This is a genomic window from Sulfuriferula thiophila (assembly GCF_003864975.1).
GTDB lineage: Bacteria > Pseudomonadota > Gammaproteobacteria > Burkholderiales > Sulfuriferulaceae > Sulfuriferula > Sulfuriferula thiophila.
This window is the reverse complement of record NZ_BHGL01000033.1, coordinates 1-25,387: the sequence shown is the minus strand read 5'-3', so window position 1 is coordinate 25,387 and position 25,387 is coordinate 1. Positions and strand designations below refer to the sequence as shown.

Annotated in this window: 17 protein-coding genes, 1 tRNA gene and 1 pseudogene; 5 read left to right on the top strand and 14 right to left on the bottom strand. The window is 51.3% G+C overall.

Annotated elements, in window-relative coordinates; translation table 11 throughout:
• Positions 1-3: 3 nt before the first annotated feature.
• From rpmI to avs4, 9 genes are all read right to left on the bottom strand, one after another.
• On the bottom strand, positions 4-201 hold the full coding sequence (rpmI, locus tag EJE49_RS09930) for a 50S ribosomal protein L35 (RefSeq protein WP_124950363.1): 198 nt from the start codon (positions 199-201) through the stop codon (positions 4-6).
• Positions 202-331: 130 nt separating this feature from the next.
• A complete protein-coding gene (infC, locus tag EJE49_RS09925) occupies positions 332-850 on the bottom strand; it encodes a translation initiation factor IF-3 (protein ID WP_124950361.1) in 519 nt (172 codons plus the stop codon).
• A 45-nt stretch (positions 851-895) separates the two neighbouring features.
• Entirely contained in the window at positions 896-2,815 is a 1,920-nt protein-coding gene (gene thrS, locus EJE49_RS09920; RefSeq protein WP_124950359.1) for a threonine--tRNA ligase, read from the bottom strand.
• Positions 2,816-2,990: 175 nt separating this feature from the next.
• Positions 2,991-3,067 (bottom strand) — tRNA-Val (locus tag EJE49_RS09915).
• A 98-nt stretch (positions 3,068-3,165) separates the two neighbouring features.
• Positions 3,166-4,101, bottom strand: coding sequence for a formylglycine-generating enzyme family protein (locus EJE49_RS09910; RefSeq protein WP_223246910.1), 936 nt, complete (start codon positions 4,099-4,101; stop codon positions 3,166-3,168).
• 32 nt (positions 4,102-4,133) lie between these two features.
• A complete protein-coding gene (gene ppa, locus EJE49_RS09905; protein WP_124950357.1) occupies positions 4,134-4,667 on the bottom strand; it encodes an inorganic diphosphatase in 534 nt (177 codons plus the stop codon).
• Between the two features lie 54 nt (positions 4,668-4,721).
• Positions 4,722-5,099 (bottom strand): YchJ family protein, encoded by a 378-nt coding sequence (locus EJE49_RS09900; protein WP_124950356.1) that lies wholly within the window; start codon positions 5,097-5,099, stop codon positions 4,722-4,724.
• Between the two features lie 12 nt (positions 5,100-5,111).
• Positions 5,112-5,324 (bottom strand): hypothetical protein, encoded by a 213-nt coding sequence (locus EJE49_RS09895; protein ID WP_124950354.1) that lies wholly within the window; start codon positions 5,322-5,324, stop codon positions 5,112-5,114.
• Between the two features lie 776 nt (positions 5,325-6,100).
• Complete coding sequence (gene avs4, locus EJE49_RS09890) at positions 6,101-10,948, bottom strand: AVAST type 4 anti-phage nuclease Avs4 (RefSeq protein WP_124950352.1); 4,848 nt, start codon at positions 10,946-10,948, stop codon at positions 6,101-6,103.
• Between the two features lie 180 nt (positions 10,949-11,128).
• Between avs4 and prfB the strand changes: the two are divergent.
• The 5 genes and pseudogenes from prfB to EJE49_RS09865 form a co-directional block, all read left to right on the top strand.
• A pseudogene (prfB, locus tag EJE49_RS09885) lies at positions 11,129-11,332 on the top strand (peptide chain release factor 2); the annotation flags it as partial.
• A gap of 2 nt (positions 11,333-11,334) precedes the next feature.
• On the top strand, positions 11,335-12,600 hold the full coding sequence (locus EJE49_RS09880; protein WP_124950350.1) for a hypothetical protein: 1,266 nt from the start codon (positions 11,335-11,337) through the stop codon (positions 12,598-12,600).
• Positions 12,597-13,262, top strand: coding sequence for a hypothetical protein (locus EJE49_RS09875; protein ID WP_124950348.1), 666 nt, complete (start codon positions 12,597-12,599; stop codon positions 13,260-13,262). Before EJE49_RS09880 ends, EJE49_RS09875 begins: the two co-directional genes overlap by 4 nt.
• The gene (locus EJE49_RS09870; protein WP_124950346.1) at positions 13,262-16,027 is read left to right on the top strand and encodes an AAA family ATPase; all 2,766 of its coding nucleotides are present in this window, start codon (positions 13,262-13,264) and stop codon (positions 16,025-16,027) included. The genes EJE49_RS09875 and EJE49_RS09870 overlap by 1 nt, the downstream gene beginning before the upstream one ends.
• Positions 16,020-17,201, top strand: a complete 1,182-nt coding sequence (locus tag EJE49_RS09865) for a toprim domain-containing protein (RefSeq protein ID WP_124950344.1) — start codon at positions 16,020-16,022, stop codon at positions 17,199-17,201. Before EJE49_RS09870 ends, EJE49_RS09865 begins: the two co-directional genes overlap by 8 nt.
• Before the next feature lie 1,112 nt (positions 17,202-18,313).
• Here EJE49_RS09865 and EJE49_RS09860 read toward each other — a convergent pair.
• From EJE49_RS09860 to EJE49_RS14435, 5 genes are all read right to left on the bottom strand, one after another.
• Positions 18,314-19,348, bottom strand: coding sequence for a transglutaminase family protein (locus EJE49_RS09860; protein WP_189941825.1), 1,035 nt, complete (start codon positions 19,346-19,348; stop codon positions 18,314-18,316).
• 125 nt (positions 19,349-19,473) lie between these two features.
• The gene (locus EJE49_RS09855; protein WP_124950340.1) at positions 19,474-19,860 is read right to left on the bottom strand and encodes a hypothetical protein; all 387 of its coding nucleotides are present in this window, start codon (positions 19,858-19,860) and stop codon (positions 19,474-19,476) included.
• A gap of 17 nt (positions 19,861-19,877) precedes the next feature.
• Positions 19,878-24,080 carry an RHS repeat-associated core domain-containing protein gene (locus tag EJE49_RS09850; protein ID WP_124950338.1) on the bottom strand — a complete coding sequence of 1,401 codons (4,203 nt, stop codon included), beginning with the start codon at positions 24,078-24,080 and terminating at the stop codon, positions 19,878-19,880.
• Between the two features lie 165 nt (positions 24,081-24,245).
• On the bottom strand, positions 24,246-24,797 hold the full coding sequence (locus tag EJE49_RS09845) for an Imm57 family immunity protein (RefSeq protein WP_124950336.1): 552 nt from the start codon (positions 24,795-24,797) through the stop codon (positions 24,246-24,248).
• A partial coding sequence (locus EJE49_RS14435; RefSeq protein ID WP_124950334.1) for an RHS repeat-associated core domain-containing protein occupies positions 24,794-25,387 on the bottom strand: 594 nt, incomplete at its 5' end. The genes EJE49_RS09845 and EJE49_RS14435, both read right to left, overlap by 4 nt.

Below are 25,387 nucleotides of genomic sequence, written 5' to 3'. Positions count from 1 at the left end.
CCTTTATGCGTAGGGCAACATGGCGCGCACAGAACGCATGTTGGTTGCATCAACCATCAGCGTGCCACGCAATTGACGCTTGTTCTTGGTGGTTTTCTTGGTAAGGATGTGGCGCTTAAACGCTTGACCGCGCTTAATACCGCCGTTAGCTAACGCTTTGAAGCGTTTTGCCGCACCCGACTTAGTTTTCATCTTTGGCATTACATTCACTCCTAAATGGCAGCGCCGGGCAGTTTCACTTTGAAACATTTAGGAACCCGGACATTACCTCATTACGCCTGACCTGACTGCATCAGGCGTGTTCGCGGTTAAAAAACACCGCAAATACTATTTACTTGCGCTTCGGTGCCAGCATCATAACCATTTGCCGGCCTTCCATTTTTGGAAATTGCTCGACAACGGCATGCTCTGCCAAATCGGCTTCAACGCGCTTCAATTGCGCCAGACCAATCTCCTGGTGCGCCATCTCACGACCACGGAAACGCAGGGTTACTTTGGCTTTATCGCCTTCTTCCAGAAACTTGATCAGGTTACGCAGTTTGATCTGGTAATCACCTTCATCGGTACCCGGACGAAACTTGATTTCCTTAACCTGGATCTGTTTCTGCTTCAGCTTGGCTTCATGTTGACGCTTGCTTTGCTGATACTTGAATTTACCGTAATCCATCAGGCGAGACACCGGCGGATTTGCCTGCGGTGCAATCTCAACCAGATCAACCTCGGCTTCTTCAGCCATTTTTAACGCTTGTGCCGCTGTAAAAATACCTAACGGCTCGCCGTCAACCCCTATCAAACGAATCTCTGATCCGGTAATTTCGCCGTTGATTCGCGTTTCTTTATCCTGAGCGATAGTCGCAACTCCTGAAAATCAAAATACAAGAGGAGTGAGAAAAACTCACCCCTCGCTTGGTTTACGCTGGGCTATTTCAGTTTTCATCTTGGCAATAAGGGCTTCAACAGTCATCTGGCCGAGGTCTGCACCATTTCGTGCTCGCACCGTAACCACGCCTGCCGCCATTTCTTTATCACCAACAATGAGCTGATAAGGCAACTTTTGTAAACTATGTTCCCGAATTTTATAGGTTATTTTCTCATTCCTCAAGTCCAACGTCGCATAAATTCCTGCCGCACGTAATTCCGCATGAATTTTTTGCGCGTATTCGGCCTGATTATCGGTAATGTTCAATACGACTATATGCACTGGCGCGAGCCATAATGGGAACACACCCGCATGATGTTCGATCAGGATACCGATGAAACGCTCCATCGAACCCAGAATCGCGCGATGCAACATCACAGGTGGCTTGCGGGTATTATCTTCATCCACAAATTTGGCATCAAGCCGTACCGGCAGATTGAAATCCAGCTGGATAGTACCGCATTGCCACAAACGACCAAGACTGTCTTTCAACGTAAATTCGATTTTAGGGCCATAGAACGCACCTTCACCTGGCTGCAAATCATAATCCAGCCGGTTCTGCGTCAGCGCAGCCGCCAGCGCAGCTTCCGCCTTATCCCATGACTCGTCGGAGCCGACGCGCTTTAGCGGACGGGTAGACAGCTTGACCAGCATTTCATTGAAACCAAAATCTGCATATACCTTTTGCAGCATGACTATGAAATCAGCCACTTCCGACTCGATTTGCGCTTCGGTACAGAAAATATGCGCATCATCCTGAGTAAAACCACGCACCCGCATCAAGCCGTGCAACGAACCGGACGGCTCATTTCTGTGACAAGAACCAAACTCGGCCAGACGCATCGGCAAATCGCGATAACTATGCAGACCATGGTTAAACACTTGCACATGACCCGGGCAGTTCATCGGCTTGACTGCATACTCACGATTCTCTGAAGCCGTGGTGAACATGTTGTCGCGATAGTTTTCCCAGTGACCGGATTTCTCCCACATATTGCGATCCATCACCGTCGGCGTACGGATTTCCTGATATCCATAATCACGGAACTGCTCACGCATATACTGCTCGATCTGCTGCCAGATCACCCAGCCGTTAGGGTGCCAGAACACCATGCCGGGCGCTTCATCCTGCATATGGAACAGATCCAGCTGTTTCGCGAGCTTGCGGTGGTCGCGCTTGTCCGCCTCTTCCAGACGATGCAGATACGCTTCCAGGTCTTCCTTCCTGGTCCAGGCCGTACCGTAAATACGCTGCAACATTTCGTTGCGGTGATCGCCACGCCAGTAAGCACCCGCCAGCTTCATCAATTTGAAATGCTTGAGCTTGCCGGTTGACGGTACGTGCGGGCCGCGACACAGATCGGTAAATTCACCCTCGGTATACAGCGACACATCGTCACCCGCCGGAATAGACTCGATCAGCTCAGCCTTGTAATGCTCACCCAGACCTTTGAAATACGTCACAGCCTCATCGCGTGGCAATACCTGACGGGTTACCGCGATATCGCGCTTGGCCAGCTCTGCCATTTTTTTCTCGATAGCCAGCAAATCATCCGGCGTGAATGGGCGCTTATAGGAAAAATCGTAGTAAAAACCATCTTCAATCACCGGCCCGATGGTGACCTGCGCATCCGGATACAACGCTTTCACCGCGTACGCCAGCAAATGCGCGGTTGAATGCCGGATCACATCCAGACCATCTGCATCCTTGTCAGTCACGATTGCCAGCTGCGCATCTGCGCTGATCAAATAGCTGGTATCGACCAAGTGACCATCAACACGACCGGCCAATGCCGCTTTTGCCAACCCCGCACCAATCGACGCAGCTACGTCAGCTACGGTAACCGGCTGGGCAAACTCACGAACCGAACCATCTGGCAAAGTGATATGAAGCATGATTTCTCCAATAGGAAATAAAAAAGCGCGGACTAGCCGCGCTTTTTTAATCAAAACAAATTTAGTAAAACCTACACAAGGATATGCGCGACCCAATAGACTTAGCGTTAAAACAAGTTCGCGGTGTCATAACGCTACCTTCCTATTAATACGCACACATCATTGGTTGAAAATTTGGTAGGCAGTAGCAGACTCGAACTGCTGACCCCTTGGATGTCGACCAAGTGCTCTAACCAACTGAGCTAACCGCCTAATGCAAGGGATCGCATTGTACAGCAAACCCCCGAAATAGGCAAAGACGACCACGAAAAATTTATTTTTAACACATCTCTGCTTGCAAATTATAGAAGCTAAATTTCACGCACCAGACGGAAACCCATATTCACATCCAGCTCATCACGCAAACGCGACCAGCGTGCCGCACTGCGCGCTGCCACAGCGGGATCAAACCACGAGCCACCCTTGATCACAATACGCTGATTCTTGCCATGCGGCTCGATCTGATGGGCATCACGAGGCGTTTTCAAATGATTAGGCTGCCATGGCGTTGTGGTAATTTCCCAAACATTGCCATGCACATCGTGCAACCCCCACAAATTGGCGGGCTTGCTACCCACCTCCATGGCCCAGCGCATCGCGGCACATTGCGGAAAAAATGACCACGACTTCTTATTCTGATCCGGCATAGGCAAATTAGGCTTAAACAACACCTCCTTGCAAGTCGCCAGATCACCCATATTAAAGGCTGTCTGGGTACCGGCACGGGCAGCATATTCCCATTCGGATTCTGTAGGCAGGCGATACAACTGCCCGGTTTCGGCATTCAGCCATGCAATATATTGCACAATATCGGACATACGCACATTCACAATCGGCTCACGGCCTTTTGGCCAGATCAACTCCCGCTGCGACCTGAAACCCGTCGCCTGCGCAAATTGCTCCCACTGCTCAGCCGTAATCGTAAAGCGCCCGATGGCATAAGCGCGCGTCACTTGCACGTAGCATTGCGGCGCCTCACTGGCATCATGCCCGGGCTCATCTTCAGGCGAACCGATTTCAAACCAGCCAGTCGGAATCACCGCCATCTCCGGCCCCTTGCTACCACTGGCATGCAGCGTGTCACTGAAATACACAGACAAACCCACATTCTGCGCAGCCTGCTGTTGAGCAGCACGCAGACTCGTGGCATCCATGTCATGCACATAGACATGTGCCGCATCAACATTACCCGACTGAATCACCACCTCATTCACCCCATCCTCGCAACCAAAAAAAAGACACCTCAACGCGGTGTCTTTTTAACTGACTTAACCAGCCATCATGCGGGCGCGTTATGACGCGCAACACCTGCCATGATTTCTGCTTTAGCCTCTTCTACTCCCGTCCAGTCTTCGACCTTAACCCACTTGCCAGGTTCCAGATCTTTGTAATGCTCAAAGAAATGCGCAATTTGCGCCAGCGTGATTGTAGGCAAATCATGCACAGACTGCACCGACTTATACAGACCGCTCAGCTTCTCAACCGGCACCGCTACCAGCTTGGCATCAAAACCAGCCTCATCACTCATTTTCAGCATACCCAAAGTACGGCAACGCACCACCACACCCGGCATCAATGGAAAAGGCGTAATTACCAGAACGTCAACAGGATCACCGTCATCCGACAGGGTTTGCGGAATATAGCCATAATTGCATGGATAATGCATCGCAGTGGACATGAAGCGATCCACAAAAATCGCGCCGCTTTCCTTATCCACTTCATACTTAATGGGCGCGCCATTCATCGGGATTTCTATCACCACATTAAAATCATTGGGTAAATCCTTACCAGCCGAAACCTGATTCAAGCTCATTTATATCGCCTTCAATTATCAAAAAATAAAATTATAACCCAAGCACATGTCATTTTAATCGACATCGCCATCCACATAGAACCAGCGCCCGTCTTCCAGCACAAAGCGGCTGATCTCATGCAATCGGTATGCCCGCCCGGCAATTTTCTGCCGAGCCACAAATTCCACAGTCGCATGGGTTGCATCCTGCAACTGGTGGCGCACAACTTTCAGCCCCAGCCATTGCGGACGCGGATCATCACGCACCAAATCCAGACTTAATGGTCGTGTCGATGCATGCCAGGTCGCCAGCAAATAAGCTTCATCCAGCAAGGTAAAAGCCGTGTAGCGCGAGCGCATTAACGACTCCGCTGTCGGCGCAAGAGTACCCGCCAGATAACGCCCGCAACATGCCGATAACGCCAACCCGGAACCACATGGACATACCGACATAACACCCCCGCTCTATTGCGACTGTTTATCCAACGCCTGACGCTGCTCATCAGCATCACGCTGCATCTTCCCATCCAGCTGCCTGGCCCGCTCCAGCGCACTGCGCTGGCTATCGTACAATCTGTCCTGTGGCTGCACATCCACTTTAGGCACACTCGGCGGCACCACATGCGAATCACAACCCGCCAGCACCAGCAGCCATCCCCACATTATCAGCATACGCATCGCAACTCTCCTCGCCTAAAGCCACCACAGAACAATAACGCCACGCCACATCCCGCTAATATAATAAGAACCAACAAAACAACCAACACATTTGATAGGATTTCTTAAAACCCCTTAGGACTGTAAGGCATGAAAAAAGCCCGAAAACCTTATATTCATTGGGTTTTACGGGCTTTTCAGGAATACTTGAGAATACTTAAGACGTGTCAGTGGTGCCGGTGTCAGAATCAAACAACCATCGACAACCCAATATCCATTGCACCTAAATTCCATAAACAGGAAATCAAACAACAAATCAAACAACAATTAACTTAGGCTAGGGCGTGGACGGCTCTCTGCAACAACTCACAATTAAGCATTTCAAACCATGGGATTTACCAGCACGCAAATTATTACACAATCTCTGCCTGATTACTGATTTACATTGAGCAAAGCGCTGATGCTGCTGCACGCCAACTGTAACCTCAGCATAATCGGACACTGCTAATTTCTGTGTTTGTCATTACTTCATATTCTAGACTAAATCCACCCCCAGAGTTATGAAAAACGGCTATCGATTCTAATCGGATTTGCACTACTTATGTAAGCCCCTTCGAAAATACTGAACGTCTGTGAGCGCCCCTGAGTGACTGGTGGAAGTAGTTATGTCGAACGTCTTCTAATCGGTGCGAATTCAACCGGCCGATGCAACAGATTGACTTAATCGTTCAGCGGGTGTTTCATAGTTAAGTGTCTTCCGTGGCCGAAAACCTACACAGCGCTATGAAAAGCCAAAGTTAGAGCACGTCTTCACGAACGAGATAGGCTGTGACTGAACCTTGCTCGATTAGGAAGTTGAGAATGACCAGAACTGCCGTTTTGATCTGCATCGTCGTCCGCACCTTGTGCCGATTACGTAGAACGAAGCCGCGCACAAGGTTCTCTAAGTAGTAGATCGTGTTCGTTTCAAGCTTTTCGTCTGCAAGATTGACTCCTCTTTCGAGAATCCCGCTCACCCAGAATATTCCATCCAATGCAAACCCCGAGCCAATTTGGTTGAGCAGTTTCGCCAATGAGTACAGGACTGTAGGATGACTACCAATATCGCGGGCGACTCGTTGGAAGAAGCCCTTTTCGCGGTCCTTGAGCGAATGCCAATCCTTAGCGCACTTCTTCCAGTACGGCCAAGCGAGCAAGTAATTGTGTACGGTGCTCGACGAATGAAAATACGCATTTCGCTGGTACAGTGCGAGGATACACGGATAGAACAGCTCCCAAACCTCCCAGAACACATCGTACTTGTTAAGCTTATCTTCTGCGCTCACAAACTCCTGAAAAATCTCTTCCGTGTAATCTATAGTCTTGAAATTGTCGACAAGCGGTTGAACATAGGCTTCGGTATCTGCCCTGTCTGCACTTAGTACGAAGTGAGCGAACTTCTGCAGGAAACGGTGACGAGTATCGAATTCGAATCGCTCATCATCATGACGGTCATGGCGTTTTGCTCTCTTCGCCACGATCAAGGTCAATTCGATAACGAATGCTTTGTGGTACACATCGGTCGTTCCCAATGGGAGAAGCAAAAATGCGGTGACGAGTGCGTCAATGTTTTCGTCCGCGGACGGCGATAACTGGTCAGGCGTTAGCTCGTTGCGGAAGACTTGGCCGATTTCGTGCTCGTGTTCCGCCGCAAAACGCTGAATCGCTGTGAAATGATGGAACTCGTAGGTTCCTTTCTCTCTTTTTTCGCGCAAGATCGTCTCGCAGAGCTTCTCGAATACGGGCTGAAGGAGCAGGTATCCGAGGAATAAGGCGTTTGCGTCTTGCGGATTTGTCTTCCAAAGTGTATTCAGGATTGCCGATATGGCATGATCAGCAAAGCGTTGATTCATTCCCACATGGTTGCGATCCAAGAGAGTAAGTAGCAATATGCCCTTTACCTCGTCTCGACACGCTGGAAAGATATGAAGTAACAGCGGCAACGAGTTGATGGCAGCTTCGAGACCGTCTCCGACCTGATATTCGTAGGGGCATCTAAGCGGTAGCGTTGCATAGTCCAGCAGGACATCCCTGCAAAACTCCAGCTCAGCGGAGTCGAGTTTGTCTGCAAAGTCGCGCAAGAGGACGGCACACGCTACTGGAGGTATGGAGCGATAGAATAACCTAAAGCGTTGACCCTCTGACTCATCGGATCCCAGTCCCTCGCAAACGGCCTTCATATCGGTTATAACCCGTTTATAGTCGTTTTCGTACTGCAAATATTTCGAATAATCACCCGCATTCATTTGCCATCTATAGCTCGCCCATAGATTGAGCGGGATGTATTGACTCTCCTCTGCAATTCTCGCTTGGACTTCCTCGCTGTGCTTCTTTAGATCCGAATCAATCTCTGGATTGAAGGTTATGAAAACGCCATCATCCTTCGTCTCGGACGAGATATTCATCTTTCGACGATCCATACGTGCGAGGCATAGCCGCCAAGACTTGTCGCCCTCCGTCTCAGCAGCATGGTCGGGCAACCGAGCATAATGTTCGTCCAGTATCGCCCATACAGCCTCTTGTCGACAATTGGCTAACTCTTCGCCCTCGGTCCCGCTTCGGAACAGTTGGTACTGCAAGGCGAGGTTTTCGAGCGACAGGCGACGGTGCACATCGTCGCAGGTTCCAAGCCGCTCGTTCATAAATAGCCCAGCAGGATCATGACCGATCGAATATAGGCTTCGTGCGGTCATGTCGAACTGCATGCGCGCGAGGTCAAAAGAAAAGAAGTCTCTGGTTCGAAATAGCACCAGCGCGACGTTGAACAGTTTAGAGGACTCAGCAAGCACGACACTCGCAACGACCGCCGTGATCGAAGCGGAGCGTGAGTTTTTTATGAGATACAGGCACCAGTTCTCGATCACTTCCGCTGAAGCCTGCTTGGCTGCAGCAAGGAGCCACTTTTCAAGTGCCATGTGGATCGACTCGAGGAGCGTTGGCGCCGGCTGCCCGCCACGATATATCATCCAGAGCCTGTACGATATGTACTGCTTAAGCGGTGGTTTGGAAGGCGTCAGGTAGACGTCGACTTCCTCTACTTCGTGTTGTCCCAAATCAGTCTTAGCAAAATATTCGATTGACTTATTGGTGAACGCGACAATGAAGTCCACTGTCTCCTTCGGTGCCACCTGTAACAATCGCAGTATCGGCGTCTGAAAGGCGCTCGCGGGGTAATAGTCGTGGTGGTCAGGGGCCAGATCGAAGTATTGTTCAATATCGCTTCGGTAGCTGGAACCCCAGTCGTCTCGCTCTGGCGGTATATAGAGCCAAGTTACACTCGCTAGGCCGATAATTTCCTTCGGGAGACTCTCGGCAACAATCGCGCTCTTATCGATCGACGACAGTGCAGCCGTAACGAGTTCGTGGTAGCGACTGCGGTGTGAGACTTCCTTACGCACGATCACGCCTCTGAATATCTCCCCGAGTTGTTCCTTCACTTCCACGGAACCAGCGAGAATAACTCGGATAAGCTGTTCGCCCACCTCACTCCTCGACCTATACGGGAACTCGCCATCCTTCGTGAGGTCGTCGAGGTAGTACAACGCGATCTCGGTCGCCGCCTTTGTGGTCTTGCCCTCTTTGTTGTACCGATTCCAGTCGTCGAGCATAGGCAGGACGACATGCATGTAGAGCTGTCCGATCTTCTCCTTGTTGCGGTTCAGAAATTCGATAACACTGCTCCAGCCGGAGCCCTTAGGTTTAGTTATGATCGATGAAAAGCCAATCTGCGCCTCGTCCAGGTTCTCCAATGCGCTCAACAGCGCTTGATCCACCTCTTTGCAAGCAATGCGGATCAGAAAAAGAATTCGGTGGAGCAGATTTTTTTCATATAAGTAACCCTTCGAAAAGGTGGAGCCAGTGGAGGCATGCCCTTGCTCGACGCTCCTTGGCGGCAGCTCCAGTAGTTTCTGCTCGAAATACAGGATGAACGCATCGGAATAGTTGGAAAGCAGGGCGGCAACGACAGTCTCATCTCTCCAGTGGCCCGATATCGCATCATTGCATACTGTGGCTTCAATGAGTCTCGCCGCATCCCCGTCATTGGTGCAGAGCTTCTCAGAGAGCCAGCCTCGAAACGCTCGACGGATCGCCAAGGCGTCGCCGATCTCTTTGTAAAAGAGTTCGCAATCCGACATGTTTCGGAATGACCGCTCGATTGTCCGCTCAAGCGCCCACTCCTCGTAGATATCATGGGTGATGAAGTAGCCTCCAGCACTTGAATCGAACTTGATGATCTCGTCGGTTTCAAGCTGTCGAAGCGCCTCGTCGTGTCCCTCGATCATTACAAAGAAGTGACCCGACGCGGCTCGCTTGTAAGCGATTTCAAGAAAGCACTCTTCACGTTTCCGGTGAATATTGCCTTTTTGGTATGAAGAGTGCGTGATCTGACGATTCCAAATGGCCTCTCGAAATTCCACGTAATTTGTGTTTTGGTTACCCTTCACGTCGATGTGTAGGTATTCGTTCAGATAGAACGAATTTTGGAGGAACTTACGCAGCCGCTCGTTTTCTGGCAACGAAAACTCGTTCGCTACGGAGAGCTGGACTAACTCATCCTGCGTGAGCCCAGAGATGTTGAGCGGTTCGAACGGGGCGTTGTAAAGCTCAATGAACGCGTACTTGAGATCATCAAGGTAGCTCATGCGAGTCGTAAAGATGACCTTCCATCTACCGCAGCGTAGCGTCGACAAGAACTCTTGAAACACTTCCGGCCGATCAAGATCGGATAGTTTCTCGGCCGAATCGATGACCACGAATTTCTCGGTGAACTCTTCATGTTCACGTAGGAAGTCCGAAAAGGTGAACGCACCATAGTCTTTGAAAAGTTGGTTGACGTGCGAGACGTTGAATTCTGTCGCTTTGAACACGAAGAATGGAGTCGTGTCCCTTACCTCGTCGTAGAGGTCTTTAACAATTGCCGTTTTTCCAACACCGGCTTCTCCGCTGACGATCACCAGCGATGATTTCGACAGCGTATCCTTTAGGCGCGCAACTAGTGACCGCCTGTCAATCTTGATGGACTTCCCTTCGACTACGATCACCGAGCGGATGGGCTCAAGAACTGCCTCCGTGTGGCGCGTAATCTCTTGGACAAAATTGATGACACTAGCGCCAAGCGAGAAAAAATGGCTCGCGATATTGGCGTTTGTCTCACAAACGAATGGTGTCTCGAAGAAGTTCGCCGTCTTCCACGTGATCGTGACACCTTTCACTTTGGCATGTTCTTCAATTTCGGTCTTGTACGCCGGATCTTTGATGCTAGGCTTTGTGCTTCTTCCGAAGTCGACGTTCACGTAGAAGTAGAGTTGCGTGAGCGTCGGATGTTGGCTCTTCGCCGTATCGATGGCCTTGACGAGTATGGGTTTATAGGTCGAGAGGTCGGTGTCGATGAACTTCGCTTGAAATCCGATCACTTCGGCCCCGACGATCACGGGTTCAGCTTCGACACCTGGTTGATTGAAGTACCTCATCATGCCAGTCAGTTGGCCGTGCTCCTTGTAGAAGAGCAACGAGCACAACCATTCGAAAGCCTTCGGCTCTCGCCCATTGAATTTTGCCCTGAAATTACCCCAATTCACCTCCACAATCATTTCGCGTGTCTGCACTCTCTTCTTGTGTTTGTGTTGAACCCATTAGCCTTGAGCAATGAGGCCGCAGATAACCTTTCCGGCTCTTGGCGATTTTATTGAATTACCGCGAAAGGTGGCGAATAAGTGAAATATCTTATCCCATTTCAGCGTGTATAATCTCGATTTTTAGAGAAATTTTCAAACTTCATTAGAACCGAATTGCGCAAGTGCCAATCTGCACAACAAGTGCTGGAGGACTCCAAGACGGACATTGGTTGGAGACACCAGATTCGCAGCTTGACACTCGACCATGTGCGTATCAATGATCTTCGAACAAATTACGAAGTTGGCGACACACAGACCGCGCTGGATAGTGATCCAGATGATTTTATTTCGGCCAATTGTAAGCAAGGAGTTTAGCCATGGCTGAACGCGAAGAAAATTTACTGATTGAATTTTTCTCGCCTGGCATTGAGCCTCACGATGTTCCACAATTATTCCCTCTGCTCAATGCTCGCTCATACATCGACGCTCTCATCGCCATGTTTCGTGGCGGGAATGAAGAAGTATTGGTACGCCTCATGGTGTTACGCGAAATCGGTCTTCGCGTGGATACGCCTGAATGGTCACCGCAAGAACTAAGTTCCCATTTTTCCTTTATTACCCAGGCCAAATTCAACACCGTTCTGCACCGTTTGCGCGAGCATGGGTTACTGCTATGGGATGCTGAACAACGCGTCTATCAGCTTTCAACCACAGGGCGCATGGTGCTCTCGGCTCTCTCCAACCTGCTAAGCTTCAGCACCGAACAGGATGGCGAGCTAGGATTCCTCGCCGCACAAATTGCCGCGGGTTCTTCGGTCGGCAAACTTTCACCAGAAGCCTTGTCGCACCTGCTAGCGCGGCTGGCAGAGCTTGAAGGAGAGTTCTCGCAAGCAGTCACCTCGGGTTCCGAATTTCGACTGCGTGCCGCGCAAAGTAAACTGGAATCCGTACAGAAATGGATGGACAAATCCAACGAGGTGATGCGTAATCTTTCTGCAGACGGCCTTGATGAAACCACTTGGCGGCTGGCTCAGCAGATCGGTCAGCGCCAGTCAAAACTGATGCGTATGTCTTCAGTATTTCAGCGCGAATTGGCCGCCATTGCACGACAACAAGTTCATTTGTCGCAAGGCGGGTTGAGTTCTTCCGAACTGGCTGCCTGGCTCAAGCAGCGCAGCATCGACGAACTGACTGATCTGGTGGCGCAACAACTCGCTTACACACCTGAAGCGACTTTTATCCTGCCAGACGTAATGTTGGACAATACCGAGGAATTTGTCGCACGCGAACAGCCAAATCGCCGGATTTCAACCATGCCGAACCCTGCTGAGATCGAGTATGTCAACGATGTGCCATATGAACCACCTCCACAATTACTGGAACTCACCCGGCTGCTCAGTGGATTGAATGAACCTTTATCTGTAGCCGATGCGGTGGTCGGTGGCAGCTTCAGCGCGGCCTCGTACCGCCTCTCGTTATTGTCTTTTCTCGGGGAACAAAGCGTCGATCCAGAATTGGCTCCGCTCGCAGAATTACCAGTAACGCTGCAATGGCATGAGCACAACGAACTGCACACGATCAACCGCGATGAAGTCACCGCCATCAGCGATGGGCAACTCATCCCGAAGGAGATGCAAATATGAACCATGATCCCGCCGCGCGCTTGATTGCTCGCCTTCTGGCATTGCGGTATCTGCCGCGCGAAGACGCAGAAATACGGCGTTTGTTGATTGACAGCAGTTTCCGCGACGAAGTAGAACAACGCCTCGCCGCCAGCGGCCTACGCCTGTTGGCTCACCCCTTTGCTGCACACGTCAGCGTCGCCCTTACACGTGAATGCGAAAGCGCAGTATTCGAGCAAAACGACTCATGGCAAGCCAGCAACATCGGCTTGGCCAAGGATGTAGTAGCACTGCTGGTGATTCTGTGGGCGCTCATCATCCTGCCCAAGCGCGAACGCCAGTTAACCGGAGAAGCCGTGCAGCATGAAACACAGAACGAATTGTTCGAGAACGTTAAACTCACGCCTCTAGCCCACGAAGCCTCTCGCGGTATTCCACAAAATGTATTACTTGAAGACTATGGAAAATTGCTGGGCGGAAAAACGCGAATCAACTTTAGCTTGCCGCAATTAGCCCGGCTCGGTTTCATTGAACTTAAAAACAAAGTTATTCACGAAGGTCCACTGCTCGACCTCGCTTTTGATTACGTCGACATGGCACCACGCATACTTAACGGCGCGCTAGCCGACTTGTTAAAACAGCGCGGCTTGTTGCTCGACGCGACAGAACAGGAGACAAACTGATGTTTCGCCTGCTCGAACTGGAAACCGTACACTGGGATTACTGGCGCAATTTCAAGCTGCCGCTCAATGCACCCATCATCACTATCTCCGGTCCCAATGGCTCGGGCAAGACCACCCTGCTCGATGCCCTGCGCACACTGCTCGCATTGGAGTGTTCCAAGAAGCGCGATTATAAGCGCTATGTGCGGCGCAACGGCGAAGATTTTTGCTGGCTACGCGGCCTGATCGATAACCAGCGCCCGCCCGGCAGCAGCAAACGCCCATTCAGTCTACCGTATCAACAAGATCGCATCACATTAGCCTGTCGCATCGACAAAAAAGGCGGTGACTGGAATCGAAAATACTGGATCGCAGACGGCGAAGTGAGTTTGCAAGAGATCGAGAGTGTCGGTGAGGAGTTTGGTGTACGCGAGTACCAACGCATTCTACATAGCGCCGGCCTATCGCCCGCCATCGCCCGCGTGCTGTCATTGGAACAGGGACAGACCGACAAATTGTGTGAACTTTCGGCCAAGGACTTATTGAATTTGGTATTCGACGTATTTGGCGACAAGGAAGTGCTAGAGCGCTATCAGGAAGCGCGTCACCATCAGGAACACACAGCGCACGAACTGGATGCAGTACAGAACCAGTTGGAAGCCTTGGGTAACAGCCTAGAAAAACATGAACAGAAAGTAAATCGTTATCGTGAATGGCACGGACTCAATCAGGAACGTATCGAGTTATTTTCGGAAAAGCGTCCGCGTCTGGAACATTATTTGCTGCAACGCGAGGCTGAAAATGCCAGGCGCACGTTGCAAACTCAGCGCCGTGAATGGCGCGCGAAACGCGCAGAACTCCAGCAAAGACAACTGGAATTACAAGTGGAGCAGCATTCCCTCGAGACTGCGCAATTGCGCAGGCAAGCGGCGCAGGAAAACGAACAGAACCAGCAGCGCGCATTGAACGAACTCAACCAAGAACTGGGAAACTGGGAAACCATCGTCAAGCAGCATGAGCGCCTTTTACAGCAGGCCGATGCTGCTGGAGGGCAGACAGCCGACGCACGCGAGATTGAACGGATGGAAGGCGAACGCGCCAACTTGCTGGTGCGTATCGCCGAGCTTTCCCAACAGCAGAGCCAGATCGATGAGATGTTGGAGAATCTTGCCACTGGACGTCGCACCGATCCAGCCGATGTTGTGGCGTTCCGTCAGGCATTAAACCAGGCCGGCATTGCCCACGATCTGCTCAGCGACGTCATTGAGATTGCTGATAGATCATGGCAGGCTGCGGTGGAAGCCGTGCTGGCTCCATTCGCACACCTTGTATTGTTGGAGAAAAGTAGAGATGCAGAGCATGCCATGAAACTGGGCGAGCAGTTTCGTTACCGTCATTTCATCGTGCCCGAATGCATACAACCAAGCCTGCCGCCGCAAGGTTCATTGCTTGAAGTCGTTCGTTTCACCAAGCCTGTACCGGAATGGCTGCTGCGCACCCTGGAGCGGACGCGCCGCGTCGAAGATGCCACAGCCGGAGCAAAGCTGCCGCGTGGTGAAGACTGGATCACGCGACAAGGTTATTTGCGCGAACGACGCGGTGGGCGTTATGCCGCACCGGAGCAGGCGCGTTTCGGCAAAGCGCGTCTGGAGGCATTGCGTCAGCAGCGATCCGAACTGGAGAAAACCCTTGGGCCGCTGTACCAACAGCGCACTGGCTTGACGGATCGCATCCGCAACATGCAAGCACAACTGGCGGGAGAGGATGCCGTTGCACAACTGGCAAAACGCGCTGCCGAGTTCTCCGAAGCTCGTCAGCAATACGATGCGCTGATAAAGCGCAGACGCGAAAACGGCGTATATCAAGCACAGCAGGACCGTGAACGAGCTGACGAAGCGGTTAATGCGGCACGCAGTGCATTAACCGAGATACAGCATCATTTAAAAAAACTCGATCAGGAAATCTCAGATAGGGCAAATCGCAGTGGGCGCGAAGAGCAAATTAGTCGTTTACAAACACTACGTCATAACCGGAAACGTTTTCCAGCAAGCTGGGACGATAACGCTGCCAACCAGCAAATTGCTGAAAAGTATCCGAATGTCGCCACGATAAGTTTGCGCATTGATGAGATTGAACGACGTTTCCAGAACGAAACCTGGGAAACAGATCCCACCATAGTCGCGCTACGCGACAAGATCAAAGATGATTACAAGCAGATGGACAGCGACCTTTCCGTACGCCGCCGCGACAACGAAATAGCACGCGGCCAGACTGGCTCCGCACGCGAACAATACATCAATGTGCTGCGGCACACCGTAAATCGTTATATAAAAAACATTCGCACACTCGGCGACTTCGCCGGAATAAAGATCGAACACGAACCCGTATTACTCGGCAACGACGATCTCGCACTAACACAAGCTGGGCTCGCCGTACGCTTCGATTTCGACGAGAAAGGCTTTATGGGCATGAACGACGGAGACGCCTCCGGCGGCCAGCAGGTCATGAAATCACTGATCCTCTTGGTCGGGCTGATGATGGAAGAATCGCATCCCGGCGGCTTCGTATTCATTGACGAACCGTTTGCCCATCTCGACATCGTCAACATCGAGCGTGTATCCAATTTCCTTAAAGCCACTCAGGCACAATACCTGCTCACCACACCCGTCACGCACAACGTCAGCATTTACGATCCATCGATGTTGACGCTGGTGACATTCAAGAAACGCCCAAACGAATCTTGGGCACCCAGCGTCAAGGTTCTGGTACGAGATAACCATGCCTGAAGAAATCCGCATTGAGCCGCTGGATCAGCGCAAAGTCTGCCTGCGGCGGAAGCGTTATCGTGAGCAACTGCCACAACAACTGGGGCATATTCCCGTAGAGTGGCGCGAACTACTAGCCCGCTGGGTACGTCGCGGCGGCAATAGTCGTTGGGAAACTCTGCGCAACGATGCGGGGGTGACTGGCATCCAGTTGGCTCAATCGTTGCTGGACTGGCTGTTACGCGAAGGCTGGGCTGTTGTAGTGGAACAACGCCAACATGGCGACTGGTGGCCGCTATCACTGGAATTGCGCAACCTGCCCCAACTCCGTGCCGCACTTGGACTCAGCGACAAAGCACAAGATGCACAGCACTGGCAAACGATACGGGAAGAATTAAAAGTTTTCTGCGATAACTGCCTTACCCCAGCCCTGCTCGCGCTAGATGAACTCCCGCCACATCGAGCTTTGGCACGTTACGATTTGATCGCCGCTTTAAAGCACTGGCAGGATGCGCAGAAAAGCGGTACACGTCGCGACTTTGCGTTGGCTGCACGCGATGACACCAAAGGAGTAAGCGAAGCCGAATGGAACTGGCTGGAGCAGACACTGGATTTAGCCGAGTTTCGCATTGAGCGCCATACGCCCTTGCTACTAATCTCCGCCTCACTGACATTGACGCTACCGCGTGGACAACTCGACCTATCCATCCCCCCCGACTTTTCCGCACTCACTCCCGCAACCCTAAAAAGCGTTACCGCAGTCACAGGCTCAATCAGACACTGGCAACTGGTGGAGAATCGCACCAGTTTCGAGCGCGTCGCCCGCCAACGTGAGCAAGACGTGGGTGTGATCTGGCTACCTGGTTTTCCACCAAGCTGGTGGCGTGTATCGGTGGGTCATCTTCTCGACATTGTACCCGCACCTGCTCATCTGGCTTGTGACCCCGACCCTGCAGGTATAGCCATTGCGCTCAAAGCCGCTGAACTGTGGCTGGAACGCGATCTTACTTGGCTACCCTGGAAAATGTCAGCAACCGATCTTGCGGCTTTGCGTGTGCGTAAACGCTTGCTCGATACAGATAGACTTCTGATTACATCTCTTCAGCAAGAGTCTGCGCTCCCTGCTCCTTTTTTAGAGCTAATTGGGTGGATGCTCGAACATGACGAGAAAGGCGAGCAAGAAGGATATCTCTGAAAAACTTACAGCACCCAAGGATTAGAGACTTGAGGATACGCTGCAAAACTCTGCACATTATGTGTGGCCACAGTGAAGCCGTGTCATTGTGCGGCGGTTATGAGCAAACTGTTCATTATCGATAGAGGTTACCTAGAGTGTTCCGAGTGTACGGCGTGAATCACTGACGCGTAGATTGAGGATAATGTCTGAGTTTAGAATATTGAATAGCGGATCTTCCTGTAAGCTCAACCGAGGGAATTTTAAATAAATTGCCAGCGTCTCTTATGGACTATGGACGAGAAACAGACCTTCATGGCCATCACTCTTACTGATTGCACCCAACACAGTCATCCTCGTACTATTTCCAATCTGCCGACTTAGTGCATTTATTAATTCGGGTAATGTCTATTATTTTGACCCTATTAATTTATCAATTGGCCCAATTTTGCTACATAATGTTAATCAATCGACTACATTTTTGGTGAAAAATGCTAATTAATTGACCCTATTTAATTAACAAAGTGTGGCATCAAACATGTTTAGCGAGCGGAACCAAACAAACCCCTACATGCTCGGCAATACACCCGACCATACATTTAGCTAGCATCGCGTCCAGATAGCGAAGCATGGAACAGGCTAGGAAACCGGTTAGAAGAAATTCTTAGCACATCCGCTTTTGCTGTTGTTGAATGAAGCAGGCCATGTTTTCCCCGCTGGGGAAAACAGCCTGCTCTACGAGGTTAATCGTGCTGCACACTCACTTAAAACCGTGGGCTTCGCCGCACACCCAGTCTTGCAGACGCCAACTGCATGCACCTCCGGTTTATCTAGGCATGCTTATAGGCTTCGCCCTGCCGCCCCAAACAATCAGACCGGCTGCCACTAGGCTTGAGAGCACTCGTACAAAGGTGAAGGATATGCCTTATAGAGGTCAACTTGTTTAATTACGCCACAGATTGACCAGTTTTTCGCACATTAGGTTGATCCAACTAAATATAGTTTGGGCTAGGTAGTTAAATGAGTAATATTTGTTAAAGCAAATCAAAGCCAGATACTAAAACTCAAGTAATGTGGTTCAAGTTGCCGAATAATTCTCCAGCGTAAATTATTACACAACCCCTGTGACATATTTATTGAGTAGTTTTTGCCTGATTCACTGTTTGCAAGTAGCTGGCGTCGTCAGTCTGGGTTGGTTCTTGCCAGCCGAGGGCTTCTGCCTTGGCTCGCCATTGCTGAACATTTTGCTCAAGCTGAGTGTAGCGTGTTCGTCCTTGCAGCGGTATGTCATTGGGTGTTGGGTACTTGTTCACAAAATTCTGCTGTAGTAATCGCCTGCTAGCGGAAGCAATATGCAACATGGCAGTGACGAATTTCGGGTAGTGCTTCAATTCCAGCTTAGCCAGAGCAATGCGTCGCTCTTCTTGAGTTTGCTGGGCGTAGTATTCATTCAGCGTATCTATGATCAAGACAGCTGTTTCTTTTTTACTTAAAGGCTGCATATAAATGCCATTGGACAATGCTTGATCACTCATGGGAATTTGCTGCCGCATCCAGGCATCGCGTGTGAAGCCGGCACCACTGGTAGTTTCCAGGTTATAAAGTGCGCCGGCATCATCGCGGTATTTAACGAATATATGTTCAGGTGCGGTAGAGGCAGTGACATCTAGACCTATCTTTTGCCCAAGGAGGATGAACAGGATAGGCATTGATACGCAATTCCCTGTGCGTGTCGTGAGATAGGTTGTCAGTAGCTTGTTGTGGATGTTATGCCCAAAGGGATCATCTAGGTCGTAGTGAAACGGATGGTTGTCGTTCCATGAGCCTGCTTGATACAAATAGGTACGCAATGCGTCAAGTTTGTCACGACTCGATGGATTGGCAGGCAGTCCAGCTCGAATTTCCTTGGCCATTGAATTAAGCTGCTTGAGGCCACTGCCAATATTGATACTCGGATCGATCATATAGTCAATGGTCAGTTTAACCTTGGCGAGATCAATTCGTTTATCTGGCATCGCCAGTATCGACTGGATTGCTTTCAGGTTCGCATCAGGTGTGTGCTGAGCTGCCAGTGCCGTGGTTCCTGTTATAGCCGACGCAATAAAGACCCATAGCGGAAGCAAGTATTTTAGTAAAAGGCAATAAGCTGGTGACGGGTTCATATGCATTCTGTTTATCATATTAAATTTCATTAGCCTGTGTTCTAGTCAACTCACCGACTGATCAGTTTGGTTTTTTATAGATGTCAGCTATGTAATGGCTACGAATCTAGATTTGAGTTCGAATTTTGAATTTAGAATTCCCAAATAATTAACGGCTCTTCTTCAGTCAATATTTCGATAAAATTTTCCTCTGTGACCAAGGAAAAATGTCTTGCATTCGAATACAAAGCAAGCCCTCCAGTAACGTTTAACGCTGAAATCCAGTCTGAGTTCTTGACTTCCAAAAATGAATTCTGAGCGAAACCTTGGCTATGAATCTTTATCCAAATATCGGGTACGCACTCTTCTAAATGAGTACGATATGCAAGCACCTTGCGAAAACTCATTCGCATCAATCCAGTTACAAACTTTAGCTCAATAGAAAGCCCCCATCCAGTTGCTTCAATTCGATAAAATTCACCAATGGATTTATCAACATTTTCACATCCACGAGGACGCCATAGTTCCCAATTTTCCATTTATATATCCCCCCATTTTAATATCGAATTTTAACAGTAGGTCCCTCCGCGGGATTTATTTGAATAGTCGGTGCACCACCTGAGCTGGATGGTCTGACCGATATTTTCGTCCCATCAGGAAATTCCGCCGATCTTATATCGCCTGGATAATTTTTTTGAGTTAATCCCTGAGTATATTTATCAAAATCGCTACTAGCTTGTGGAAATCCACCTTGTCCCTTGCATTGAGTCGTTTCCTTACTCTGTTTTATAACTGGATATTTATTTACTAAATCACTAATAGTTGGCGTAACAGATTGTTGAGGCGAAACGATCTCACTTATCGTTTTGATATAACGAACAATTGGGTACAGTATGGCCTCAGGATACACAGGGGTAATCGAATCTGAATCCAATCCCAACGGATCCATCAAATTAACTGGATTGCCATTAACATAAGTATAAGTCGCATCACTCCCCCCCGCCAGTCCAATCGGATCACTCTGCACGTACCGTCCCGTGGTGGGGTCATAATCCCGCGCCATGTTGTAGTGCAGTCCGGTCTCCGTGTCATAGTACTGCCCAGGGAACCTGGGATTGAACGTGAACGTGCCCTGCCCGCTCGGGTTGCTGTTGGCGGCCCCGGCACTGAACGGGTCGGTCTGGTCGTTGCGCCATACGATGGTGTTGGCAGTGTTGGTAATCAGCCTTGGGCTGTTCAGCTGGTCGGTGTAGATGTAGTCGATCTGTGTTGCGCTTGGCAGTACGGCAACGGGGGTGTCGTCCAGATACACATAAGCGGTACTGCTGCTGCCAGTGGTTTCATAGATGAGGTGGCCTGCTGTGTCGTAGACGTAGCGGGTGGTGCTGCTGCCGCTGGTTTTGGCAGTGCGTTGCCCTTGGCCGTTGAGGCTGTAGCGGGTGACGTTGGTGGTGCGCCGGTTGACCGGGACGCTGACCTGGTTCATCCGTCCACGGGCATCATAGCTATAAGTGCGGGTGCCGTCTGCGGTGAGGTTGCCGGTGGCGTCATAGCTGTTGGTTTGGGCAGTAGGGCCGGCGGTGCTGGTGAGGCGGTTGCTGGTGCTGCTGATGCTGTAGGGATAGCTGGTGGTGCCGACCATGAGTTGGGTGCGGTTGCCGTTGGCGTCATACTGGTAGCTCTGGTTGGCGCTGGGGGTGGCGTAGCTGGTGAGGCGGTTGAGTGGGTCGTAGGCGAGGGTCTGCGGGTTGGCAGGGTCGCTGATGCCGGTGATGCGCCCTGCAGTGTCGTAGCTGAGGCTTTTGACGGTGGTGTACAGGGGGTAGCTGCTGAGCAGGCCGTCGCTGTTGAAGCTGCGGCTGTAGGTTTTGCCATTGCCCCAGGTCCAGCTCTTGGCGGTGCCAAACGGTTGGTACTGGATGTTGGTGAGTAAGGGGGTGGTGTTGACGGTGAGGCTGCTGATGCGGCCCTGGGTGTAGTTGTAGCTGACGGTCTGGCCGTTCGGGTAGGTGAGCTGGGTAAGCTGGCCGGTGGTGGCGTCATAGGCGTATTGCAGGGTGTCAACGCCCTGGGTTTTGCTGGTGAGGTGGCCGTAGGCGTCGTACTGGTAGTTGGTGGTGCCGCTGCTGTCTATCAGTTGGCTGAGATGGCCGATGCCGTTGATGCCTTGGTCCCAGGTGTAAATTGCCTGGGTGCCGTCCTGGTAGGTGGCGGTGGTGATGCGGTTGAGGGCGTCATAACTGTAGCTGGTCGTCTGGTTCTTGGCGTCGACTTTGGTTTTGAGGTTGCCGGCGCTGTCATAGCTGTAGCTGGTGGTGCCGGTGTCGGGGCTGACGATGCGGGTGGTGTCGCCGAAGGCGTCCTGGCTGTAGCTGGTGTTGAGGGCGCGTGGGTCGGCTATCTGGGTGAGTTGGTCGAGCGGGTTGTAGCTGGCGGTGGTGGTGCCGAGGTTGGGGTCGGTGGCCTGGATGAGGCGGTTTAACGCGTCATACTGGTAGCTGGTGCTGTGGTTCAGGGCATCAGTGGTGTTGGTGAGGTTGCCGTTGGCGTCATATTGGTAGGTGGTGGTCTGGTTGACGGCACCGATGTCCTGGTAGAGGCGGTTCAGGGCGTCGAAGCTGCGGCTGTGGGTGGCGACATTGACGCCATTCGGGTCATAAACGTCTTCGCGGGTGCGGTTGCCCATGGTGTCGAGGGTGTAGTGGATGTGGTTGCTCTGCCCGTCCTGGATGTCGGTGAGGCGATGGGCGGCGTCATAGGTGTAGTGGATGGTCTGGCCGCTGGGGAGGCTTATCTGGATGAGGTTGCCGGCGGGGTCGTAGCTGTATTGGGTGAGGAGGTTGCCTTGGGTGAGGCTGGTGAGGCGTTGGCGCAAGTCGTAGGTGAGGCTGGTGGTGAGGCCGTTGGGGTCGGTGAGGCTCAGGGGTTGGCTGTTGGCGTCGTACTGGGTGATGCTGGTGGTTTGGTTGAGGGCGTTGGTGACGCTGCTGATCTGGCCGCGGCAGCCGAGGGGGGCTGTGCCGTTGCAGGTGGCGGCGGGATCATAGTAGTTGGTGGTGGTGAGGTCAGTAACGTCGGTGCGGGGGCCGTCAACCACTTTGCTGAGGACGGCGCCGGGGACGGTGCTGGCATAGGTGTAGCTGGTAGCCCAGCTGCGGGTGGTGCCGCCAGAGGCGGTGTCCTGGATGCTGTATTGGGTGACGTTGCCGTGGCTGTCGTAGGTGTAGCGGGTAATCCTGCCGGGTTCGGTGATGCTGTCGGGCAGGCGGAAGTTGGTGTCCCAGACGGTGCTGATGGTGCGGGCCTGGGGGGTGCCAGCAGCTTCGGTGCGGCTGGTCTCGAGGTTGCGGGTCAGGTCATAAGTATACGTGGTGACGATGCCGTTGAAGTCGGTGCGGCTGGCTACGTTGCCGTTGGCGTCGTAGCTCAGGGCGCTGGCGGCGGCAGCGCAGCCTGAGCCGCCGGGTTGGGTTTGGCCGGTGCTCTTGACGACACCTAACACTGTGGTGAAGTTGTAGGTGCGGGAGGTGCCGAGGGCGTCAGTGACGGCAGTGCTGCCGTCGCTGTTATAAGTAAGGTTGACCTGGCCGTCGCCGAGGGCGTGGGTTGAGAGGTTGGCGCGGCCCTGGCTGTCGTAGCCGTAGGTAGCAAAACGGTTGCCGTTCTCGTCGACTATGCCGGTCAGGGCGTTGGGGAAGCTGGCGTTCTCGTACAGGTAGGTCTTGATGGTGTTGTCGGGATAGGTGACGGTGGAGAGGTTGTTGTAACTGTCGTAGGCGTAGTGGTAAATGCCGCCTGAGGGGGCGGTCATGGTGGCGATGCGGCTGCTAGCGTCATAGGTGAAGTTGAGCTGGCGGCCCATGGCGTCGGTGACGCTGATCAGGTGGTTATTGGTGTCGTAAGTCAGGGTTTGGATTTTACCGTTGCGGTCGGTGATGCTGAGCAGTTTGCCGGTGGCGTCGTAGGTTTCGACCGAGTCATCGGCAGCTACCGTGTAGCGCCAGCCGGTGGTGGCACCAGTGCTGTCGGTGAGTTGGGTCAGGGTGTCGGTGATGTCAACATCAGTAATCCACCCTCCCCCAGCAGGAGTAAAAGAATAAGACTTACCATTAGGCCGGTCTGCCTTTAACCACAAATTCAATGGCTGAGGATAAAGCTTTTGCCCAAAGCTGACAGTCCAGTTAATCCCCAATGAACCACTGTTAAGTGTTTGACTGTTGTAATATCGAATTAACTGCAGCGCTCCGTATGATATATCTTGTTCTTGCTCATACAGATTGCCTATTGCCGCATGAATCGGGTCACCTACATACACCTGTTTTTCTGAACAGGCACTTGGTGCACTATTCTTCTTCGAATAGCCACAAACGCCTGTTTCTCTATCTGGGGTCTGACCAGTGGGGCAAGTAGGCCAATAGTAATCGCCAATATAAAATTCAGTGTAACACACGCCAGGAGTATAAGTTGTGCAAAACCACCCAGCCTCAACAACAGGATTATTTCCTGTTCCCGCTCCCTGATGACACCATTCACTAGACGAATAACCAATTGCAATAAATGGCGCTTCAAAAGCCTGACAAGAGGACCATGCGGATGCATTGCTAGGAAGATATTCTATAATCTGAATATGTGATGAATCTTGCTGAACAACTTGCGCATCGGCAGATTCAATCACAATAAAAATAGACAAAAAAGCTATCAACGGGATAATTGCAATAGATAAAACATTAACCCGCACCTGATTTAACATTTCCTTCATTGTATGAACACTCCCAAACCACTAATTTCCAATTACCGGTCAAGTCTTGATAACCTCGCTTCGCGCGAAAGCTACATTTATATAGACCCGCCCCGAGTTCCTTGTTCGACCACTTGACTACTGGGAGTTAATGGGTGACCCCGTTTCTCCTAACTTTCCGCTTTGCTATTGTTGTTCGCACTTCACTTGAGATTTGATTGCCTTGACCAACTCATCACGGACACTAAGAATTTCAAGCTCTGAACGGCAAACTTGCTCGACCTGTATATCAAGAACCTGAGCAAGCTCACGCTTGCGCGCCGCGTAAAAGCTTGTTCGGCAATGATCGCTTATACGGTCTGCTGCCAGCTTTTCCAAGGGACGTAATACGGTATTTCCACGATTCAATATTTGACAGCTTAATTCTTCCGATCCCGCCCCGTCTAATCGCAACCCCAAGAGGTTTATCAGCGCATTTGTTCCATTATCACTTCGACTTATTCCTATTAATCCGATGCCTAATTCCAGCCCTCCTGTTTCCGGGCAGGCTGTCGAGCACATTTCACGCGCATTCCGCATCGATGGGCTCAAAGCGCGGACAAGCTCGTTCATTACAACGCGCTCAGCATAATGTACTTGCTGGGTTTCATTAACAAATGACTCTCTTGTATCGTGCGCCGATGCAAAGAATGCATCACCCATAAAAACTAAAGTAGCAATCACCTTCCAATACTTCATGGCACCACCTGTAGCGTGCTGCCAGGCTCAGCATCGATGAGATCATTCAAAGTCCGAATGGCAGGGGCAGTGCCCGTTACGCAACCTTCAGAACAGTATTGCGGTCCAAGACCTGGTCCAAATGGATTTACGCAGCTGTGAGATCGAATAAGTGTGCGATTTTCGGTGACGTTCGTGTTGGTTCCCGGACACGGCTCCAGAACCCTGCCATTGGGCTTGCTAGTTATTCCATTCGTCCAACGCCAACAACCGGTAGGAATCGGACCATGGTTAGGAATTGCTGTACAAGATACATTGTTTCGACATTGCATGCCGCCACCGTTGTTACCGGATGCGACTGGAATGTCGACTGCAGTGTTACTTGGATCGTCAGGGGTGCAGGCAAGGCGCCCCGTTGAGAATGTTAATTTGCATTGAGCTAATCCTCTCGGATCAACCCGACTAACTGGATCCCCCCCAGTGTAGGTAAAAGTAGACACACTCCCCCCCGCCAATCCAATCGGATCACTCTGCACGTACCGTCCCGTGGTGGGGTCATAATCCCGCGCCATGTTGTAGTGCAGCCCGGTCTCCGCATCATAGTATTGCCC

What these genes read in the sequence shown, in the direction of transcription:
- thrS (WP_124950359.1), bottom strand. Translation starts at nt 2,815, where the DNA reads ATGCTTCATATCACTTTGCCAGATGGTTCGGTTCGTGAGTTTGCCCAG.
- rpmI (WP_124950363.1), bottom strand. Translation starts at nt 201, where the DNA reads ATGCCAAAGATGAAAACTAAGTCGGGTGCGGCAAAACGCTTCAAAGCG.
- EJE49_RS09870 (WP_124950346.1), top strand. Translation starts at nt 13,262, where the DNA reads ATGTTTCGCCTGCTCGAACTGGAAACCGTACACTGGGATTACTGGCGC.
- EJE49_RS09895 (WP_124950354.1), bottom strand. Translation starts at nt 5,324, where the DNA reads ATGCGTATGCTGATAATGTGGGGATGGCTGCTGGTGCTGGCGGGTTGT.
- EJE49_RS09865 (WP_124950344.1), top strand. Translation starts at nt 16,020, where the DNA reads ATGCCTGAAGAAATCCGCATTGAGCCGCTGGATCAGCGCAAAGTCTGC.
- EJE49_RS09875 (WP_124950348.1), top strand. Translation starts at nt 12,597, where the DNA reads ATGAACCATGATCCCGCCGCGCGCTTGATTGCTCGCCTTCTGGCATTG.
- EJE49_RS09850 (WP_124950338.1), bottom strand. Translation starts at nt 24,080, where the DNA reads ATGAAGGAAATGTTAAATCAGGTGCGGGTTAATGTTTTATCTATTGCA.
- ppa (WP_124950357.1), bottom strand. Translation starts at nt 4,667, where the DNA reads ATGAGCTTGAATCAGGTTTCGGCTGGTAAGGATTTACCCAATGATTTT.
- EJE49_RS09900 (WP_124950356.1), bottom strand. Translation starts at nt 5,099, where the DNA reads ATGTCGGTATGTCCATGTGGTTCCGGGTTGGCGTTATCGGCATGTTGC.
- EJE49_RS09845 (WP_124950336.1), bottom strand. Translation starts at nt 24,797, where the DNA reads ATGAAGTATTGGAAGGTGATTGCTACTTTAGTTTTTATGGGTGATGCA.
- EJE49_RS09880 (WP_124950350.1), top strand. Translation starts at nt 11,335, where the DNA reads ATGGCTGAACGCGAAGAAAATTTACTGATTGAATTTTTCTCGCCTGGC.
- EJE49_RS09855 (WP_124950340.1), bottom strand. Translation starts at nt 19,860, where the DNA reads ATGGAAAATTGGGAACTATGGCGTCCTCGTGGATGTGAAAATGTTGAT.
- EJE49_RS09860 (WP_189941825.1), bottom strand. Translation starts at nt 19,348, where the DNA reads ATGCATATGAACCCGTCACCAGCTTATTGCCTTTTACTAAAATACTTG.